The sequence below is a fragment of the Streptomyces sp. NPDC004111 genome (assembly GCF_042874215.1).
Taxonomy (GTDB): Bacteria; Actinomycetota; Actinomycetes; order Streptomycetales; family Streptomycetaceae; genus Streptomyces.
Genome location: NZ_JBIAMU010000008.1, coordinates 184,827 through 203,087 on the forward strand (window position 1 = coordinate 184,827; position 18,261 = coordinate 203,087).

Annotated in this window: 21 protein-coding genes; 6 read left to right on the forward strand and 15 right to left on the reverse strand. The window is 71.0% G+C overall.

Annotation, left to right across the window (positions count from 1 at the left end):
- The first annotated feature begins 217 nt into the window (after positions 1–217).
- On the forward strand, positions 218–526 hold the full coding sequence (locus ACFYVL_RS17845; protein WP_389245969.1) for a hypothetical protein: 309 nt from the start codon (positions 218–220) through the stop codon (positions 524–526).
- A gap of 11 nt (positions 527–537) precedes the next feature.
- Here the strand turns inward: ACFYVL_RS17845 and ACFYVL_RS17850 are convergent, their stop codons facing one another.
- From ACFYVL_RS17850 to ACFYVL_RS17875, 6 genes are all read right to left on the reverse strand, one after another.
- On the reverse strand, positions 538–1,074 hold the full coding sequence (locus ACFYVL_RS17850; RefSeq protein ID WP_389245695.1) for a DUF6099 family protein: 537 nt from the start codon (positions 1,072–1,074) through the stop codon (positions 538–540).
- Between the two features lie 340 nt (positions 1,075–1,414).
- On the reverse strand, positions 1,415–1,789 hold the full coding sequence (locus ACFYVL_RS17855) for a nucleotide pyrophosphohydrolase (protein ID WP_389245697.1): 375 nt from the start codon (positions 1,787–1,789) through the stop codon (positions 1,415–1,417).
- Between the two features lie 188 nt (positions 1,790–1,977).
- Entirely contained in the window at positions 1,978–3,315 is a 1,338-nt protein-coding gene (locus ACFYVL_RS17860) for an AAA family ATPase (RefSeq protein WP_389245698.1), read from the reverse strand.
- A 55-nt stretch (positions 3,316–3,370) separates the two neighbouring features.
- Complete coding sequence (locus ACFYVL_RS17865) at positions 3,371–3,760, reverse strand: cell division protein SepF (protein ID WP_389245700.1); 390 nt, start codon at positions 3,758–3,760, stop codon at positions 3,371–3,373.
- Positions 3,761–3,948: 188 nt separating this feature from the next.
- Positions 3,949–5,292, reverse strand: a complete 1,344-nt coding sequence (locus ACFYVL_RS17870; protein WP_389245702.1) for a carbohydrate-binding protein — start codon at positions 5,290–5,292, stop codon at positions 3,949–3,951.
- Positions 5,293–5,339: 47 nt separating this feature from the next.
- Positions 5,340–5,561, reverse strand: coding sequence for a hypothetical protein (locus ACFYVL_RS17875; protein WP_389245704.1), 222 nt, complete (start codon positions 5,559–5,561; stop codon positions 5,340–5,342).
- Between ACFYVL_RS17875 and ACFYVL_RS17880 the strand changes: the two genes are divergently transcribed.
- Positions 5,561–5,809, forward strand: coding sequence for a hypothetical protein (locus ACFYVL_RS17880; RefSeq protein WP_389245706.1), 249 nt, complete (start codon positions 5,561–5,563; stop codon positions 5,807–5,809). The genes ACFYVL_RS17875 and ACFYVL_RS17880 overlap by 1 nt on opposite strands.
- Positions 5,810–5,932: 123 nt before the next feature.
- Here the strand turns inward: ACFYVL_RS17880 and aac(6') are convergent, their stop codons facing one another.
- The 4 genes from aac(6') to ACFYVL_RS17900 form a co-directional block, all read right to left on the reverse strand.
- The gene (gene aac(6') / locus ACFYVL_RS17885; protein WP_389245708.1) at positions 5,933–6,406 is read right to left on the reverse strand and encodes an aminoglycoside 6'-N-acetyltransferase; all 474 of its coding nucleotides are present in this window, start codon (positions 6,404–6,406) and stop codon (positions 5,933–5,935) included.
- A gap of 202 nt (positions 6,407–6,608) precedes the next feature.
- The gene (locus ACFYVL_RS17890) at positions 6,609–7,037 is read right to left on the reverse strand and encodes a nuclear transport factor 2 family protein (RefSeq protein WP_389245710.1); all 429 of its coding nucleotides are present in this window, start codon (positions 7,035–7,037) and stop codon (positions 6,609–6,611) included.
- Between the two features lie 89 nt (positions 7,038–7,126).
- On the reverse strand, positions 7,127–7,840 hold the full coding sequence (locus ACFYVL_RS17895; protein WP_389245712.1) for a helix-turn-helix transcriptional regulator: 714 nt from the start codon (positions 7,838–7,840) through the stop codon (positions 7,127–7,129).
- 268 nt (positions 7,841–8,108) lie between these two features.
- A complete protein-coding gene (locus ACFYVL_RS17900) occupies positions 8,109–8,582 on the reverse strand; it encodes a Uma2 family endonuclease (RefSeq protein ID WP_389245947.1) in 474 nt (157 codons plus the stop codon).
- A gap of 475 nt (positions 8,583–9,057) precedes the next feature.
- On the opposite strand from ACFYVL_RS17900, the gene ACFYVL_RS17905 reads away from it, so the two are divergent.
- Positions 9,058–10,272 (forward strand): hypothetical protein, encoded by a 1,215-nt coding sequence (locus tag ACFYVL_RS17905; RefSeq protein WP_389245714.1) that lies wholly within the window; start codon positions 9,058–9,060, stop codon positions 10,270–10,272.
- Positions 10,269–10,577, forward strand: coding sequence for a hypothetical protein (locus ACFYVL_RS17910; protein WP_389245716.1), 309 nt, complete (start codon positions 10,269–10,271; stop codon positions 10,575–10,577). Before ACFYVL_RS17905 ends, ACFYVL_RS17910 begins: the two co-directional genes overlap by 4 nt.
- Before the next feature lie 241 nt (positions 10,578–10,818).
- Here ACFYVL_RS17910 and ACFYVL_RS17915 read toward each other — a convergent pair whose 3' ends face one another.
- The gene (locus ACFYVL_RS17915; protein ID WP_389245718.1) at positions 10,819–12,174 is read right to left on the reverse strand and encodes a class I SAM-dependent RNA methyltransferase; all 1,356 of its coding nucleotides are present in this window, start codon (positions 12,172–12,174) and stop codon (positions 10,819–10,821) included.
- Between the two features lie 212 nt (positions 12,175–12,386).
- On the reverse strand, positions 12,387–14,429 hold the full coding sequence (locus ACFYVL_RS17920; RefSeq protein ID WP_389245720.1) for an APC family permease: 2,043 nt from the start codon (positions 14,427–14,429) through the stop codon (positions 12,387–12,389).
- 232 nt (positions 14,430–14,661) lie between these two features.
- Here ACFYVL_RS17920 and ACFYVL_RS17925 point away from each other — a divergent pair, with 232 nt between their 5' ends.
- Together ACFYVL_RS17925 and ACFYVL_RS17930 are read left to right on the forward strand one after the other, a co-directional pair.
- Complete coding sequence (locus ACFYVL_RS17925; protein WP_389245721.1) at positions 14,662–15,327, forward strand: potassium channel family protein; 666 nt, start codon at positions 14,662–14,664, stop codon at positions 15,325–15,327.
- Positions 15,327–16,007, forward strand: coding sequence for a potassium channel family protein (locus tag ACFYVL_RS17930; RefSeq protein ID WP_389245723.1), 681 nt, complete (start codon positions 15,327–15,329; stop codon positions 16,005–16,007). Before ACFYVL_RS17925 ends, ACFYVL_RS17930 begins: the two co-directional genes overlap by 1 nt.
- Positions 16,008–16,194: 187 nt before the next feature.
- On the opposite strand, the gene ACFYVL_RS17935 is transcribed toward ACFYVL_RS17930, so the two are convergent.
- From ACFYVL_RS17935 to ACFYVL_RS17945, 3 genes are all read right to left on the reverse strand, one after another.
- Positions 16,195–16,992 (reverse strand): DUF3159 domain-containing protein, encoded by a 798-nt coding sequence (locus ACFYVL_RS17935; protein WP_389245725.1) that lies wholly within the window; start codon positions 16,990–16,992, stop codon positions 16,195–16,197.
- A 3-nt stretch (positions 16,993–16,995) separates the two neighbouring features.
- On the reverse strand, positions 16,996–17,394 hold the full coding sequence (locus tag ACFYVL_RS17940) for an OB-fold nucleic acid binding domain-containing protein (RefSeq protein WP_389245727.1): 399 nt from the start codon (positions 17,392–17,394) through the stop codon (positions 16,996–16,998).
- Positions 17,395–17,553: 159 nt separating this feature from the next.
- A complete protein-coding gene (locus ACFYVL_RS17945; RefSeq protein ID WP_389245729.1) occupies positions 17,554–18,240 on the reverse strand; it encodes a response regulator in 687 nt (228 codons plus the stop codon).
- Positions 18,241–18,261: the final 21 nt, after the last annotated feature.

Here is an 18,261-nt window from a genome sequence, read left to right on the forward strand (position 1 = left end):
CAACCCTGTCAGCCTCACCCGACCTCCAGTTGCCCGGTCGGGTGAATATTCGGCACCGAGGGGGTCCTCGCACTGCCGTGTCAGTGACTGGTGCCCCAGGCCCTCGTTTGCTCGGTCGGAGCCGGACAGCCCGGCCCGCGCGCCGACGAGCACAGTCGGGGCGTCGATGGCAACACCGCCCTCCCCCACCGGAAGGGCCTGGGCCGAGGAGGCCGCCATGTCCCAGGAATCCGTGCCCGAACAGGCCGAACCCGCGAACCCGGTACCGCAGTCCGTACCGGGCGGCCAGGCCGCCCCCAAGGGCCTGTTGCAGCAGATGGAGGAACTGATGGCGGCGCTGACCGCCGATCTCTCGCAGCTCGACGCCGATCTGCAGACCACGGGCGACCGTCCGCCCGTCGGCGGCGCCACGACCGGCGCCACCAGCACCTCCGGGCCCGCCGGCCCTCCCGCCGGCCACCGCGAGGGAACTCGCTCCGGCCACGGCGAAGGCCGCCACGACGGCGACCTCGGCCGGTCCTACTGACCGCGACAGGGTCATGACGGCCCCGCCGCCGAGTCCTGGGTGGCGACCTGGAGTCTGCTGCGCTCCCACACCGTGAGCCGGCGCAGCAGCCCGCGCACCCGGTCGTTCGACTCGTCGGCGGCGTCGATCGCCTCGATGGTCTGCCAGTAGAACCCGTCCTCGTCGGTGGCACAGGCCACCCCCACGAGCGCGATGCCCACCTCCCCCAGCAGGCCGCCCAGGTCCAGCAACGCGGCGCGCGCGTCCTGCACTTCGGTCAGCTGCGCGGCCCTGGGGCCGGGGTCCGGCGGCTGCCCCGCCGGGAACCCCGTGGGTTCCGGCTCACCCGGGCACGGGGCCGGCCAGTCGATGGATCCGCTCCCCCGGCCACCCGCCTCGCACAGCCCCTGCGCCTCGCCCCTCAGCTCGGGCGGCCCCTTCATGGCCAGCAGCCCGCCGATCGCCTGGGTCAGCGACTGCGCCTGCCACGCCTCCGTCAGGATCTCCCGCGACGCCTGGCTCTGAGCCAGCGCGTATCTGCTGACCCTGATGAGTCTCACCGCGTCCATCAGCCACCCCCGCTGCCGTCCCACTCACTCCGCATCCGTCTTCATGTCCACTACCCAGAGTGAGGGGAACCGCACAGGAAAGCCAGTGCTGTGCGGAAATCTGTGGATACCAAAGGAGTTGTGGATATCGCTATCACTCCGAAGAGTGACGAAGGCGGTCTGGCGAAACGCGCACCGCATCTTCCGGATCCGACGCCCGCCACCGCGCCGGCCGGGCCCCGCGCACCCGGCCCCGCCCACCGGGGCGGGGCCGGCCCCACCCCCGCGCCGAACCGCGCCGCCGGCTCCGCCGCCCCACTCCTCCGGCCGCGCGCCCTCCCCACCCCGCCCGTCCCCGAACTCAGGCCCCCGGCGCGGGGAAGCGCACCGCGTTGCGCTCGATCTTCGCGGCCAGCGCCTCCAGCGGATCGATCCCGAGCACCTCGCAGAACTGGAGGAGATAGGCCAGGACGTCGGCGACCTCGTCGGCGACCCGGTGCGCGGTGTCGGGCTCGTCCATCACGCGGGCGGACTGCTCGGGGGTCAACCACTGGAAGATCTCGACGAGTTCGGAGGCCTCGACGCTCAGGGCAGCCACCAGGTTCTTGGGCGTGTGGTACTGCCCCCAGTCCCGCTCGGCGGCGAACGCGGCCAGCCGGCGCTGGAGCACCGCCACATCGAGCCGCGCCGCCTCACCCGCGCCCACGGCCGCTCCGCCGCCCGCGGCCTTGCTCACGGCCGCACGCTCGCCCTCCTCGGCAACCGCAGGCGCAGCCGCAGCCGCCACACCCGCACCTGCGCCCACACCCGCACCCCCGCCCCGCACGTCGTCACCGCTCACCGCACCCACACCCGCACCCGCACCCGCACCCGCACCCGCACCGCCCACACCCCTCACGCCCGTCACCACCGCCGAATCGTCCGTCACGCCCCCAGGTCTACCACCGCCGCTCCCGCCGCCCCGTCCGCGTGCGCGGCGTCCCCGATCGTGCCGAGCACCCTGATGTGCCCGCGGGCGCACATCCGCCCGGCCAGTTCCGCGAGGGCGCGCGCCTGCCGCCCGTCCAGTCCCCGGTCGAACCCGTCGGCCAGCACCGTGAGCGTCCGGTGTGCGTCGGGCACCCCGATGTCCTGCTCCACGTCCAGCACCCCGGGCCCGGTCAGCAGCACCAGGGCGAGGGCCAGGTACCGCAGTTCGCCGTCGCCCAGTCTCCCGACCGGCATCGTCGCTCCGCCGCCCCGGCCGAGCAGGGCCCGTACCGTGCCGTCCGCGAGTTCCTCGGCGGTCAGGCTCTCGACTGGGCCCGCGCAGCCCTCCCGGACCGCCGCGACGAGTGCGGCGTGCCGGGTCGCGCATTCGCCGCGGGTGCGCCGCAGCACCTCGGCGAGGTTGCCGCAGTCCCGCCGGAGCAGCCCCTCACCGATCGCCACCGGCAGGCGCATCCGGTGCGGGTGCGGATCGCAGGCGTAGACCGACCGCAGGGCGACGAGCGCCTGTTCGGCGGCGGCCACGACGCGCAGTTCCCCCTCGGTCCGGCCCGACACCCGCAGCGGGAGCAGCGCCGTCGCCAGCCGGTCGTCCGGCATCGGCACACGCGTCACCCGGGTGGGGCCCGCCGTGTGCCAGGCGGCCTGGACGGTGGGCCGGTCCGGATCACGGAGGGAGGTCGTCAGGAGCACCTGCCCGTCACAACTCAAACGTTCGCCGACGATCCTGAGTTCCGGCTCCGCCTGAACGGCGAGGTCGATGCGTACGGCGCCGGCCGGGCCGTCGACCGTACAGCCGATCCGGAATCCGCGGCGGGACTGTCCGTCGGCCACCGCGCGCTCGGGAACGCAGGCCTCCGGGTCGGTGAAGACCTCTGCGGCCGTCTCGCCGGACGCGAGCCGGGCCAGTGACTCGTACGCCCGCAGGACCGTGGTCTTCCCGCTGCCGCTCGGTCCCGCGAGGAAGGTCAGCGGGCCCATCGCGAACACCGCCCCACGGTGCGCGCCGAAGGCGGAGAGCCGCAGTTCGGTGACCGTGGGGCGGTGCGGACGGACGGAAACGGAAGGGAGGGACGAAGGCGGAACGGGGACAGGGGCGGCCTCAGGTTCGGAGCCGGAACCCAGGACCGGAGCGGAAGCCGGAACCGGAGCGGGAGCGGCCCCACGTACGGGGACGGAGCCCACGACCGGGGCGCCACCCGGAACCGGAGCGGAAGCGGGGGCGGACCCCGGGGCGATGGAAACCGAAGGACGATCGGTGGAAGGTGCTGTCATGATGCGGACGCTATGCATCCGCATCGATGACGAACCGTTACCTCTGCGAACCCTCCTACGAACGAGGGATGGCCGCCGCCTCCACGCCCTCGACCTCCATGCCGACCGGTGCCAGCAGGAACACGTTCCGGTCGACCCGGTGCATCCCGCTGCCGAGGCCGAAGACCACCCCGCTGCTGAAGTCCAGGATCCGCTTGGCCACGTCGGGCTCCGCGCTGGTCAGATCGAGGAGGACCGGAATCTGCGCGATCAGGTACTCGGCGACCTCCCGCGCGTCCGAGAAGATCTGCACCCGCAAAACGATCATGCGCCGCTGTTCCGCCGCCTCGTACTCCCGCGGCATGGTGCGGTGATCGGTCCTGGACGGCCATTCGTTGCGGCTGCGCAGCGGTACGACCTGGGCGAGCCCTTCCCACTGCTCGTCGGTGACGTCATACCTGCTCACCGGACCACCCCACCCACGTGCTGTATCTGCATCCGGTAATTCTGCCGCCACTCACCCGTACGGCCTACCAGCGACACGGTACACAGCCGGATGAGCCGCACATTTCCCGGATCGGTCGGTCCGGGAAATGTGCGGCTCTCACGCACCGCGGGGCAGCGCGGGCGTGGTTCCGGGCGGCGCCGGAACCGTCAGACGCGCTCCCAGAGGGCAGGCACGTTCGAGGGCTCCCAGCCCACCTGCGCCTGGTGCCCCTGAAGGCATCGGTAGGTGGCGCCGCCGTACGTCACCTGGGCTCCCGCCGCGTAGACGGTTCCCGCGGCCCAGGTGCCGCCGGGCTCCCCCGGCTCACCCGGGCCGGGGTCGTCCGAGGTGGTCTTGAGGGTCAGCCCGTAGCCCTGGAGCAGCGGGTTGATCGGCTGGTAGTACGTGGTGCCCCCGGAGCTGCAGTTGCCGGAGCCGCCGGAGGTGACGCCCTGGGCCTGGCTGCCGGAGATGAAGGAGCCGCCGGAGTCACCGGGTTCGGCGCAGACCGAGGTGCGGGTGACGCCGGTGATGGTGCCCTCGGGGTAGGTGACGCTGGTGTTGTGCTGCTGGATGGTGCCGCAGTGCCAGCCGGTGGTGGAACCGGACCGGCAGACCGACGCGCCGACCGCCGCCTGCGTCGAGCCCGCGACCTGCACGTTTCCGCTGCTGCCCTTGACGTACGGGGTGGCGGTCCAGTTGGTGTTGGTGGCGACCCACGCGGTGTCGCGGCCGGGGAAGGTGGAGGCCTGGAAGGAGCCCTGGGCGACCTGGTTGAAGCCGGTGGTGGTCGTGCCGGGGCGCCCGCAGTGTCCGGCGGTGGCGAAGCCCTGCTGGGTTCCCTTGGTGACCGGGAAGCCGATGGAGCAGCGGCCGCTGCCGTTCATGTAGTAGGCGTCGCCGCCCCGGAGGTCGTAGAGCGGGCGCGGGCTCTGCGCCGCCTTCTCGGTGCGTACGAGCGAGGGGTCGATCCCGGCGGCCGTGACCAGCGCCTTGGCGGCGGCCGGCCGTACGGCCTGGAGGGTGACGGTGTTGGTGCGGACGTCCACGTAGCGGACGGGCACGTCCACCGCGTCGGCGGCGGCCTTGTCCAGCTTCGCGAGCGCTCCGTCCAGTTGCCGCAGGGTGTGCCGTACGACGACGGCCCGCGCCCCCGTCGCCTCGATGGCGGCCGTGTCCGAGGCGTCCGTGGTGGCCACGCTCAGCTTCCCGGAGTCGCCGCCGTGCACCCAGGCACCGGCGAAGTCGGCACCGAGCGCGTTCCGCAGCCGGCCTGCGACCGCCCCGGCGGTGGCCTCGTTCGTCAGCCGCGCCCTGGCCTGCGCCTCGGTGACGCCGAGGTCGCGCTGCATGGCTCGCAGCAGCTCGGGCGAGGACTTGGCGACGCCCAGCGTCTCGGCGGCGGTCGGCTGGACCGCTTGCGCTGTGGCGGTACCGGGCAGCCCTGCCAGCACCAGCGCGCCCGCGGCGGCGAGCGCGGCACAGGCAGCTTTGGCGTGTCTGTGGAGCATGGGGGGATCTCCTCGATCTCGGGTGGGGTACCGAAACCGTAGAAGCGTCAACTGCCCTTCGGGAGCTGCCAGTTGCCCCATCGCTCGGTGTTATGGCCCCGAACGAGCCAGGTCACGGCCGAGAGGCGTCCTTGCCACCGCCGCACGTACCGGCGCAGTACGTACGTCGTGTGCTGGGGCTCCGCCGCCAACCGGGTGGCCTCGACGACCAGCGCTCCGTACGACCTTGTCGGACCGATCAGCGGGAGCGAGCGCGGGCCGCCGTCCAATGAGCAAGGCGATCACCGCCGCCACCTGGCGCTTCGACACCCCATGGAACTGGCACCCCCTGGACGGCGAACCGCCGCCCGGCACCCAGCCGACCTGGCCCCTGGCACTGCTCTCCCGCCACGGAGCGGAGCCGACACGGGAACAGACGGCCGCCGTCGCCCTCGGTTCAGCGAGCGGCGGCCACGCGGAGGAGCTGGAACGCTGGTGCGAACTGACGGGTGCGCGGCCGGCGAAGTACGAGGGGTAGTTCCACAACAGAGAGGCAAGAGGCGACGGACCGTGCGGCGTTGGCAGACGCGCTCCGGGCGGCGGCGCGACCACGCCGCCACAACGCATCCACCTGGAGAGGACCACAACCCATCGGCCCGGATCAGACCAGCTCCTCTGCCAGCAGATCCATCAGCAGCGCGTCCTGCCAGAGGCCGGTCCGGTGGTCGCGTCCGTACGCCCGCATGATCCCCACGGGCTTGAACCCGATCTTGCTGTAGCTGCGGATCGCGGCGGTGTTCGCGGCGGCGGGGTCGATGGTCAGCCGGTGGTGGCCGCGCTCGCGCACCAGCCACCGGGCGAGGGTCCGCACGGTATCGGTGCCCAGCCCCTTCCCGTGCTGCCGTGCCGTCAGGAAGATGTCGATGCCCGCACTGAGGAACTCCGGGTCGGTCTCCTCCTCGAACTGCACCGCCCCGATGACTTCGTTCTCGAAGACGACGGCGAGCATCTCCGAGAAGTCCTCCGGGGGCGACCACCAGGCCGCTACCTCCGGCTCCCGGACGATCCTCGCCAGTACCTCCTCGTCGCCGGCCACGACGGACCGCAACACCACGGTGTCCCCACGCAGTTCCATGGCCGCCAGTATCCCGGACGGTCGCCGACCGACATCGGGCGGTGCACAACAGCCGCTTACCCGGCGCCTACGCGGAAGGACCGCCCAGTCCTGCCGACTGGGCGGTCCGGGCCGGCGCGTACGCACGGTTGTCGCGCGAGCTCGCCCGACGGCCGGAGCGGCGGAGGCGGCAGTCGCCGTCGCGCCCGCCCCGTGCTGCCGGTCAGGAGGCGAAGCGGTGGTTGCCGGTGAGCGACCACACGGCGGAGATCCGGCCGTCCGTGACGGCGAACATGTCGATGCCGCTCTTCACGACGACGTCCTCGCCGCTGGTCTGGGTCTCCCGCCACCGGCAGGCGAGTTCGCCGCGCTCGGTGTCGACGAGCGGTGCGGCCTCGGCGGCGAACGTGAGGCCGGTGAGGGCGTGGTTGTTGGCGGAGATGAACGCCGTCAGCTCGTCCCGGCCGAAGGTGTGGGCGGAGCCGGTGCCGTCGAAGTCGTCCGCGAAGTACAGCCGGAAGCCGGGGGCGAGGATCTGCTCGGCGAGGGCGATGTCTCCGTTCCAGAGCGCCGCCCAGCTCTCCACCAGCCAGTTGCCGGCGTCCCGGGTCAGCGTTGCGGAGTCAGTGATGGTGGTCGTCGTCGCAGACATGGGTGCCTTCCGTGGTCGGTGCGTGGTCACCCAGCCTCCGGGCCGACTGCGACAACCCCCTGTCGGTGTTTAGCCCTCCCGGCGGCGGCTCAAGCGAAGCTGTAGAGCGTGTCGAGCGGGACTGGATCACGCCCCCAGGCACGCAGTTCGGAAAGCCCGACCGAACGCGACTCGGCCGTCTCCTCCAGCGCTCGCGCCTCGCTGATCCGGTCGAGCAGGAAGCCCCGTACGGCGGAGTCTCGTCGGCACCAGCCGACGAAGTACCAGTGGTCACCGCCGAGGAACCCGAGCGGCTCCACCGTGCGCACCGTGACCTCCCCCTCCTCCTCGGCGTACCGCAACTCCACCAGCCGACGGGCCGCGAGAGCCTCGCAGAGGGTGTGCGGAAGGGCGGTCGCCGGTACGGGGCCGGCGGCGAGCCACACCCGCGCGGCGAACTCGCGCGCCGCCTGCCGCTCGCGCTGCGGCATGACGGCGAACACCTTGTACAACGCCGTACGGGCGTCCTCCGCGAACGGCGTCCCGGCCAGCCCGTGCAACCCCACAGCCAGTGCCGCCGCCTCCGCGGGAGTGACGGTCAGCGGCGGCAGCGTGTGGTCCTTGTCCACCACGTACCCACCACTGCGCCCCGGCTCGGCGTACAACGGCACCCCGGACTGCTGCAACGCGCTGAGGTCCCGCTCGATGGTCCGCGTACTCACCCCGAACCGCCCGGCCAGCCACCGGGCACTGCGCGGCCGGGGCGAGACCGCACGCAACTCCTCGACTAATGCGTACAAACGCTCGGTACGGTTCACAGCCATGGACGGTAGCCGATGCCCGGCCCCGGCACCGGCGATGGCGTCAAACCCGCAGGTCAGGCACCCTTGTCGGCGGACTCAAAGGGCGTTGCGCACTCCACGTGATGCGTCATCGAAATCACGTCGGCGCAGGCAGAGTCGCGAATACTTGCAGGTCAGGCGGGTTCTATCGACTCGTCCGCAGGTTTCCGGAGCAGCCGGAGCAGCCGGAGCAGCCGGAGCGTCAAACGAGCGTCACGGTCGGCGCGAACCCGCTGCCAACGGCCCGAGGTCAAGGCACGAGCGCGTCGAGATCGATGTAGAGCGGGAAGGGGACGGAGACCTTCAACCGGCCTCGGTGGATGCCGGTGGGAACGTAAGAACTGGTCATGGTGTCGAGTTCGTCCGTGTGGACGGTGGGGGATCCTCTCTCGTCCTCGGGCGCGAACCAGGTGCGATCCGGGTCGTACGTGGCGGTGGTGACCAGGACGTCAGGTTCGGGACGGCTCTTCTTGTCGAGTCGGACGGTCATCTCCCGCGCGGCCTCAAACCCCAAGGGGCCGCCTGTCGCAGAGCGAAGGTGGAGTTTCTCCACGAGCCGGGAGTGCCAGGACCTCTGCGGCAACAACCTGAAGATCAACGCTCCGTCGATGAGTTCGGTGTGCAGCGGCGCTTGGGGGAGGTTGTCGAGGTCGTCCGACTCCCAGCCGCTCGGCCTGGGCGGGATCAGCCAGTCGGGGAGTTCGGCGGTGACGGCTTCCTCCAGGCACCTTCGGGGGACGGGTCACGGGCCTCGGTCCTGCGGGGGTGGACACGGCCGCACAGACGGTGCCAGGGTAGTTGATGCCTTCTCCTGGAGAGCCGGACCTGAGGCAACGCCCGGGGTGGCGGCCTCGGCCCGACGGTCCGGGCGAACCGCAAAGCACGCTGCCGGGAATGCGTACGTCACCTCGCCGACCAAGGCCCAGCGGATGGCTCGGAGTGCTCTTGCGGCGAACGCTGTCAGCCCTCCCCCGCTCCGTTCGCGCTGTGGGGTCTTTCCTCGGACATCTGGCCCGCGTCCGGTCCCGCTCTGCCAGACTCGTCGCGATGCCGAAAGGCCGTGGCCCCCTGTGCTGCTCACCGAGCGCGGCCTGGAGAAGCCGTGGCTCGTTCCCGTCGTAGCCGCAGTCGACGTGCACGTACCCGCCTTCCGCTGGCCCCCGCCCCGCAGGATCCGGACGTACAGGCAGGATGAAGTAGTGGAACAGGAAATAGTGGAACAGAACTTCTCCCCCATGGCTCCCGCCCAGATCGACAGACTGGTGGTACGGAGCGGAGACCTCAAGGGCGAGCTGGTGGCGTTCGCGCAGGGGCCGCGCTACGCCAGGCGCCTGGAAGCCCGGCTCGACGAGGCCGCGGACCGGCTCGGCCACCTCGACGAGGCGACCGTCGTCGAGACGATCGACCACTTCGCCCTGCAGTACCGACTGGCGGACGGCTCCACGGTGGTTGAGCGGTTCGTGGCGCAACGCCGGCCGCCGTTGTCCGAGGAGGAGCGGGCGATGCTGCTCGGCTGGCGTGACGTGGTCGAGGGGGTCTTCGAGGTGAAGCACGTCGACCGCAGCGCCGCGACCCTGCACAACCTGGTCGACGACCTCGTCTACCGGGTCCACTCCAACATGGGGTGGCGTGCCCTGAGGAAACTCCGCACGGGGATGTTCGCCGCCGCCCGCATCGTGCCTCTCCACCCCGACACCGACGCCTGGCTGATCACCGGCAACCTCTCCACCTACCCGCGCGGCTACGGCGCGGAGTTGGCGCAGGCCGCCGTCCAGACCCTCACGGCCCATCCGCAACTGCTGCGCCGCAACCCCGAACTGCTGCGCAAGGGCTGGGAGATGCAGGCCGAGGCGCGCGCCGACTTCATCGACCTGTTCGGCACCGACCTGCTGATCCTCACCCCCGGCGAGGCACAGGACCGACTGCGGGAGTACCACCGTCACCGGCAGGAAAAGATCCTCGCCGACCTCGACGACACAGCAGCCGCGAAGGTCCGGCGCGACGGCCCTTCCCTCGACGAGCTGAGCGCCCTGCCCGAGGATCTCCTCGACGCGGACACCATCGGCCTGGTCTGCGACGAGATCGAAGGGTTCTGCTACTACGCCGACTTCGGCCGCCTCGACGCACTGTTCACCGATCCGGCCCTGGTCCGTGACCGCGCATCCCTGACACAGCTCAGGGAGTACCTGAACGACGACTCCGTCTCCCCCAGGGTCATCCGCCGCCTCGTCCAGCGGCACCCCGAGAACGCCGACACCGTATTCCGCGCGCTCCTGCGCAAGCAGTCGTTCACCTGGGAGCAGGACGGCGAGGAACTTCTGCGCCGCCGCAAGAAAAGCCACTACGACCACGAGCCTCTGCCCGGCATCACCCCGGTCGGCACGCGCCTCGCCGAACTCCTGCGCGCACGATGAGACCCACCGCCGCGGAACTCGACGCCATGGTCGAGGAGGCGCTCGTCGACGCCTACGACGAACCCGAACAGCTCGCCGCCTTCCGTGCGGTCATCGAGGACCGCCTCACCCTGCCGTTCGACACGACCGTACTCGGTGTCACGGTGACGGTGATCGCCGTCCAGGATCGGCCAGGTTGCGGCATCATCGCTCTGTGCCGACGCGGGCCACACCTCCAGGCGATCGGCATTCTCGACTTGCCGCCGCCCGAACCCGCCCCCGAGGGGTGGGCCTGGGTAGAGACATACCGGCACTGGACGTCCTGAGCGCTGAGCAGGCGGCCTGGGAAGCCCGCGTGCTGCCCAGTTGTCCAAGCGACGCGGAGACTGCCGCCTATCGCGGAAGCCCTCCTGTGGAGGGTGCCACACACGTAGCCAGCGGCCGCCTGGCCAGCAACGCCACGCTCCTGACACCACGTCAGAACGAGTGTCAGGAGCGTGATTTCAGCGTCAAGATATAGCCCGTAACGCCCACACCGCACATAATACGCACGGGCAAAACCGCAGTTCAGGCGCCCTTCGCGACGGGCTCAAGAATCGCCACACACTCCACATGATGCGTCATCGGAAACAGATCGAACACCCGCAGCGTCCGCACCTTGTACCCGCCCTCCGCGAAGTACGCCAGGTCGCGGGCCAGGGCCGCCGGGTCGCAGGCGACGTAGGCGATCCTCCTCGCTCCCAGGGTGGACAGGTGCTTGACCGTCTGCTTTCCGGCGCCCGCGCGGGGAGGGTCGAGGACGATCAGGTCGGTTTCGGTGATGCCCGTGCGCGGGAGGACGGATTCGACCTTGCCCTGTTCGATGCGGACGTTGGGCATCGGGGCGAGGTTGTGGCGGGCGTCCTCGACGGCGCGCTTGCCGGATTCGATGCCGAGGACCGCGCCCTGGTCTCCGACGCGTTCGGCGATCGAGCCGGCGAAGAGGCCGACGCCGCAGTAGAGGTCGAGGGCGGTTTCGCCCTTGCGGGGCATCAGGCCCTGCATGACCGCGCGCATCAGGGTGTCGGCGGCCTGGGGGTGGACCTGCCAGAAGCCGCCCATGCCGACGCGGTAGGTGCGGCCGTCGGCGCGCTCGCGGACGAAGGCGCGGCCGTGGACCTTGTGGACGCTGCCGTCCTTCTCGTGGACGCGCAGGACGGAGACCGGCTTGTCGAGTTCGACGAGGGGGAGACGGCCGCCGGGGGTCGGGGTGAGGATGACCTGGCGGTCGTTCGAGCCGGTGGCCGCGATGGCCTCGACGGAGGCCATGCCGGGCCAGGTGCGCTTCTCGATGCCCAGTTCCGAGACGCCGGGGGCGGCGATCAGGCAGTGGTCGACCGGCTGCACGTCGTGGGAGCGGTGCTTGCGGAGGCCGACGGTGCCCTCGGCGTCGATGGCGTACTGGACGCGGGTGCGCCACTGCGGGACCTGGCCGGCGGGCAGCTTGTCGCCCTCGGCGGGCATGACCGTGCCGTCCCAGCCGGCGTCCTCGGGGGTGAGGCCGGCGAGGCGGAGGAGCTGTTCGGCGACGACGTCGCCCTTGAGGCGCCGCTGGGCGCCGGGCTTGGCGTGCTGCCAGTCGCAGCCGCCGCACTTGCCGGGGCCGGAGAAGGGGCAGGGGGCTTCGACGCGGTCCTTGGAGGCGGAGAGGATCGTCACGGCGTCCGCGCGCAGGAAGCGGGCGCCCTCCTCGCCGTCGGTGACGCGGGCGACCACCTTCTCGCCGGGGAGCGTGTGGCGTACGAAGAGGACCTGGCCCTCGGCGGTACGGGCGATGCAGTGGCCGCCGTGCGCGACCGGGCCGACCTCGACCTCGTACTCCGTGCCGACCAGCGAGACGCGTGCGTTCTCGGTTCCCTCTGACGCCTTGGACGGGGACTGCATGGTGGGTGCTCCAGGGTTCAAAGGGGTGGGACGGGGCCGGTGCGCGGGACGGTACGGGCCGGTGCGCGAAACGGCCGGACAACAGCCCACCAGTCTACGTGGGTGTCGCCCGGCCGCTCGACCAAGGCAAGCCTGACCGGTGGGGCCGGTGGGCGGTGTCGACGGGGCCGGCCCGTGTGCCCGCTCCCCCGGATCCGCCCGGCCCCGGAGGGTCAGCTCTTCGAGGTCTCCTTGGGGCGCCGGTCCACCGGTCCCCGGCGTACCGCTCCCGGCGCGTTCCAGTCCGCGCGGCGCTTGGCGCGCTTCTTGGCCGCTTCGGAGGATTCGAGCTGGTACGGGACGGAGGTGACCATCACGCCCGGGGTGAACAGGAGGCGGCCCTTGAGGCGCAGGGCGGACTGGTTGTGCAGCAGGTGCTCGTACCAGTGGCCCACGACGTACTCGGGGATGTAGACGGAGACGACGTCGCGCGGGCTCTCCCGGCGCAGGCCCTTCACGTACTCGATGATCGGGCGGGTGATCTCGCGGTACGGGGAGTCGAGGATCTTGAGGGGGACGTTGATGCCGCGGCGTTCCCACTCGTCGCGCAGGGCCTTCGTCTCGGCCGGGTCGACGCTGATGGAGAGGGCTTCGAGGCGGTCGGAGCGCATCAGCTTGGCGTACGCGAGGGCGCGCAGCGTCGGCTTGTGGACCTTGGAGACCAGGACGATGGAGTGCACCCGGGAGGGGCGCAGGCTGTCGTCGGAGGGGCCTTCGGCGGCGGAGATCTCGTCGGCGACCCGGTCGTAGTGCTTCCGGATCGCGGTCATCGTGCCGTAGAAGATCACCATGCCGAGCAGGGCGACCCACGCGCCGTGGGTGAACTTGGTGGCCAGGACGACGACCAGGACGAGCCCGGTGAAGAAGGCACCGAAGGTGTTGATGGCCCGCGAGCGGATCATGCGGCGGCGCTTGGCCTGGTCCTTGGTGGTCTTCAGGTGGCGGTTCCAGTGCCGGACCATGCCGATCTGGCTCAGGGTGAAGGAGACGAAGACGCCGACGATGTAGAGCTGGATGAGCTTGGTCGAGTCCGCGCCGTAGATCACCACGAGCAGGACGGCGGCGCCCGCGAGGAGCACGATGCCGTTGGAGAAGGCGAGCCGGTCGCCGCGGGTGTGCAGCTGGCGGGGCAGGTAGCGGTCCTGGGCGAGGATCGAGCCGAGGAGCGGGAAGCCGTTGTACGCCGTGTTGGCGGCCAGGAAGAGGACCAGGGCGGTCGCGGCGGCGATCAGCACGAAGAAGAAGGTGCCCTCGCCGAAGACGGCGGCGGCGACCTGGGAGATCACCGGGTTCTGTACGTAGCCGTCGCCGACCGGGACGCCGTCGCGGATCAGGTCGACGGCCGGCTTCTCGGCCATCTTGACGCCGGTGCTCATGGCGAGCGCGATGATGCCGCAGAACATGACGACGGCCAGGGTGCCCATCATGGCGAGCGTCGTGGCGGCGTTCTTCGACTTCGGCTTGCGGAAGGCGGGGACCCCGTTGGAGATCGCCTCGACGCCGGTGAGGGCGGCACAGCCGGAGGAGAACGCGCGCAGCAGCAGGAAGACCAGGGCGAAACCGGCCAGGCCGGGGTGCTCGGGCTTGATCTCCAGGTCCGAGGTGGGGGCGGTCATGGTGTCGCCGGTCAGTGACCGGAAGGCGCCCCAGGCGAGCATGATGAACACGCCGACCACGAAGACGTACGTGGGGATCGCGAAGAGCTTCCCGGACTCCTTCATGCCGCGCAGGTTGAGCAGCGTCAGCAGCACGATCACGCCGACCGCGCAGAGCAGCTTGTGCTCGACGACGAAGGGGACGGCGGAGCCGAGGTTCTCGATGCCGGAGGAGATCGACACGGCGACGGTCAGGACGTAGTCGACCAGCAGGGCGCTGGCGACGGTCAGTCCGGCCTTCGGGCCGAGGTTGGTGTTGGCGACCTCGTAGTCGCCGCCGCCGCTCGGGTAGGCGTGCACGTTCTGCCGGTAGGACGCGACGACCGTGAACATCAGGACGACGACCGCGACCGCGATCCACGGGCTGAAGTGGTACGCCGAGACGCCCGCGATGGACAGTACGAGGAGTACCTCTCCGGGCGCGTACGCGACGGAGGAGAGCGGGTCGGAGGCGAAGACGGGAAGTGCGATGCGCTTGGGGAGGAGCGTTTCTCCCAGCTTGTCGCTGCGCAGGGCCCGGCCGATCAGGATCCGTTTGGGCACGTCGGTCAGTTTGGACACGCTGAGGATCGTAAGCGGTCGAACGGGCGTGGCCCATCCACCACCCCAGGCCGTCACGGAATCTCCCGGCGGTCGGCCGAGGGGGCGGCGGGGCGGGCGAGGACGTCTCTGACCGGGGCTCCCCGCGGGCCACCGCGCGTGTGTAGCTTTGTCGGCTGTCTGCGACTCTTGGGAGTCCGACGAAAAGTCAACGAAAACTATTGATGGACTCTTAACGGCCGGAAGGACGGACGTGCACGTCGTCATCATGGGCTGCGGGCGAGTGGGAGCCGCTCTCGCGCAGACTCTGGAGCAGCAGGGGCACACGGTCGCGGTGATCGACCAGGACCCCACGGCCTTCCGCCGACTGGGATCCGGGTTCGGCGGCCGCAGGGTCACCGGGGTCGGTTTCGACCAGGACACCCTCCGCGAGGCGGGCATCGAGGAGGCCGGGGCGTTCGCCGCCGTCAGCAGCGGGGACAACTCCAACATCATCGCGGCCCGGGTGGCCCGCGAGATGTTCGGCATCGAGCACGTGGCCGCCCGTATCTACGACCCGCGCCGGGCCGAGGTGTACCAGCGCCTGGGCATCCCGACGGTCGCCACGGTGCGCTGGACCGCCGACCAGATGCTGCGCCGGCTGCTGCCCTCGGGCGCGGAGCCGCTGTGGCGGGACCCGAGCGGGGGTGTGCAGCTCGCCGAGGTGCACATCGCGCCGTCCTGGATCGGCCACAAGATCAGTAAGTTGCAGGAGGAGACGGGCGTGCGTGTCGCATTTCTCACCCGGCTGGGCGAGGCGGTCCTGCCGTCCTCCCAGACGGTGCTGCAGGAGGGCGACCTCGTGCACGTGATGATGCACACGCACGAGATCGCGAAGGTCGAGGCGGCCTGTTCGCTGGGTCCCGAGGAAGGTCACTGATGAGGGTCGCGATTGCCGGTGCCGGTGCGGTGGGGCGTTCCATCGCGGGCGAGCTCCTGGAGAACGGGCACGAGGTGCTCCTGATCGACAAGGCGCCGACCGCCATCTCGGTGGAGCGGGTGCCGACGGCGGAGTGGCTGCTGGCGGACGCCTGCGAGATCACCTCGCTGGACGAGGCGGCGCTCCAGCGCTGCAACGTGGTGATCGCCGCGACCGGTGACGACAAGGTCAACCTGGTCGTCTCGCTGCTCGCCAAGACCGAGTACGGGGTGCCGAGGGTGGTCGCCCGGGTGAACAACCCGAAGAACGAGTGGCTGTTCAACGAGTCCTGGGGCGTCGATGTCGCGGTGTCCACGCCGCGGCTGATGTCGGCGCTGGTCGAGGAGGCGGTGAGCGTCGGCGATCTCGTACGGCTGATGCGCTTCAGCCACGGCGACGCCAACCTGGTCGAGCTGACCCTGCCGCCGGAGTCGGCGCTCGCGGGCACGCAGATCTCGGAGGTGGAGTGGCCGGTGGACACCTCGCTGGTCACCATCATCCGCGGTACGCGGGTGCTGACGCCGACCCCGGAGGAGACCCTGGAGCCGGGCGACGAGCTGCTGTTCGTGGCGGCGCAGGCGCGCGAGGAGCAGCTGGAGGACCTGCTGTCGGTGCGCCGCGAGGACGTGCCGAAGAGCTGAGCCGGGACGGTACGCAGCACGGGAGGGGCCCCGCACCGATTCGGTGCGGGGCCCCTCCCGTGTGCGGCCGAGGACCGGGTGGCCGACGCGTGTGCGGCCGGGGGTCAGGTGGCCGTCGCGTGTGCTGCCGAGGGCTGGGTGGCCGTCCCGTGCCCGGCCTGGGGCCAGGTGCCCGGGAGGGCCGTGCTCAGGCCTCGTGGCGCGGGGCCGCCGCGGCTGCCTTGCGCTCCTTCTCTGCCTTCTCCTCGGCCTCCATCTCCGCGAACACGTCGATGGGCGCGGGCGCCTTGGCGAGGAAGACCCAGGTCAGCCAGACCGCGAGCAGGAACGGCGGGATCTTCAGCGCGACCACCACCCAGCCGAACTTGGTGGTGTCGGCCCACCAGTACAGCGGGAAGAGGATCGCGCACTTGGTGAAGAGGATCACGCCCCAGGCGTAACTCGCCTTCGTGTACGCCTTCTTGCGGCCCGGGTTGCGGGTGCGCCAGGAGAGGTTCTCCTTGAAGACCGGGCCGAGGATCAGCCCGATCAGCGGCACTCCGGCCGCCGCGCTGATCAGGTAGGCGAGGGAGAGGCCGAGGGTGTAGAGCATCCCCGGCAGCATGAAGTCCTTCGCGTTGCCGGTCATCATCGCGAAGACCACGCCGAAGGCCACTCCGAAGACGCCGCTGAAGGCGTGCTTCATGGTGTCCTTGCGGAGCAGCCGGACGAGGACCAGCAGCAGCGAGACCCCGAGGGCCGCGATCGCCGAGACCTGGAGGTTCTTGTTGATCGTGAAGATGGTCACGAAGAGCAGGCCCGGCAGCACGGTCTCCACCATGCCGCGCACGCCGCCGAACGCGTCGAAGAGCGCGGCCTCGGTGACTGCCTTGGCGGCGGCGTCCTGCGGCGGCGCGCCTTCGGGGACCACGTACGGCGGGGCGCTCTCGCCCTCCTGCCGGGGGCCCTGGTGGGGGGTGGCGGTCGGCTTGTCGTAAGACGTCACCGGCTACTCCTGTCCGAGCGGTCGGAGTTCGTATTTGGGGTTGAAGAGCACCCGTCGGCCGTGGCTCATGGAGATCCGGCCGGTGGCGATGAGCTTGCGGCCCGGCTCGATGCCCACGATGGAGCGGCGGCCAAGCCAGACGACGTCCAGGGGTGCCGTGCCGTCGAACAGCTCGGCCTCCAGCGCCGGCACTCCGGCGCGGGGCCGCAGGGTGACGGTGCGCAACGTACCGGTCACCTTGACGATCTGCCGGTCGTCGCAGGCAGATATGGGGGTGCAGCCGACGGACTGGGTGTCCTCCTGGAGCTCTGCGGAGTGCAGGTCCTCCTGTGAGCTGGACAGGCGGTCGAGCATCCGGCGGAATCGCCCGGTCGGCTTGTCGGGTCGAGGTACGGCACTCATACCGGAAGCGTACCGGGGAGTGGCCCCGCGGGGTCACCCGCCGTAGTCACGACCTCGGTACGGTACGGGGCCGTTGCCCGGCCGGGGCCGCCCCGTCCGCTCCGCCGCCGGTGGCCTTCCGGCCCGCCCCGTGCCGCCGCGGCCTGCGGCGCCGCCCGCTCAGCGCTCGAAGCGGTAGCCCATGCCGGGTTCGGTGATGAAGTGCCTCGGGTGGGCCGGGTCCGTCTCCAGCTTGCGCCGCAGCTGCGCCATGTAGACCCGAAGGTAGTTGGTCTCGGTGCCGTACGAGGGCCCCCACACCTCCTGGAGCAGCTGCTTCTGGCTGACCAGCCGGCCGGTGTTGCGGACCAGCACCTCCAGCAGGTGCCACTCGGTGGGGGTGAGGCGGACGTCGCGGCCCTCCCGGTGCACCTTCTTGGCCGCGAGGTCCACGGCGAAGCCCTCGGTCTCGACGAGTACGTCGCCCTCCTCTGCCCCGCCGACGGGTTCGGCCCGGCGGACGGCGGCGCGCAGCCGGGCGAGGAGCTCGTCCATGCCGAACGGCTTGGTGACGTAGTCGTCGGCACCCGCGTCGAGCGCCTCGACCTTCTCGTCGGAGGTGTGGCGGGCGGACAGCACCAGGATCGGGACCCGGGTCCAGCCGCGCAGTCCCTTGATGACGTCGACGCCGTCCATGTCGGGCAGGCCGAGGTCGAGCACCACCACGTCGGGGTGGCGGGCCGCGGCGAGCTGGAGTGCGGAGGCGCCGTCGGCCGCCGCGTCCACCTCGTACTTGCGCGCCTTCAGGTTGATCACGAGGGCGCGCACGATCTGCGGCTCGTCGTCGACCACGAGCACCCGGGTCATGGGGACCTTCCTCACTGCTGT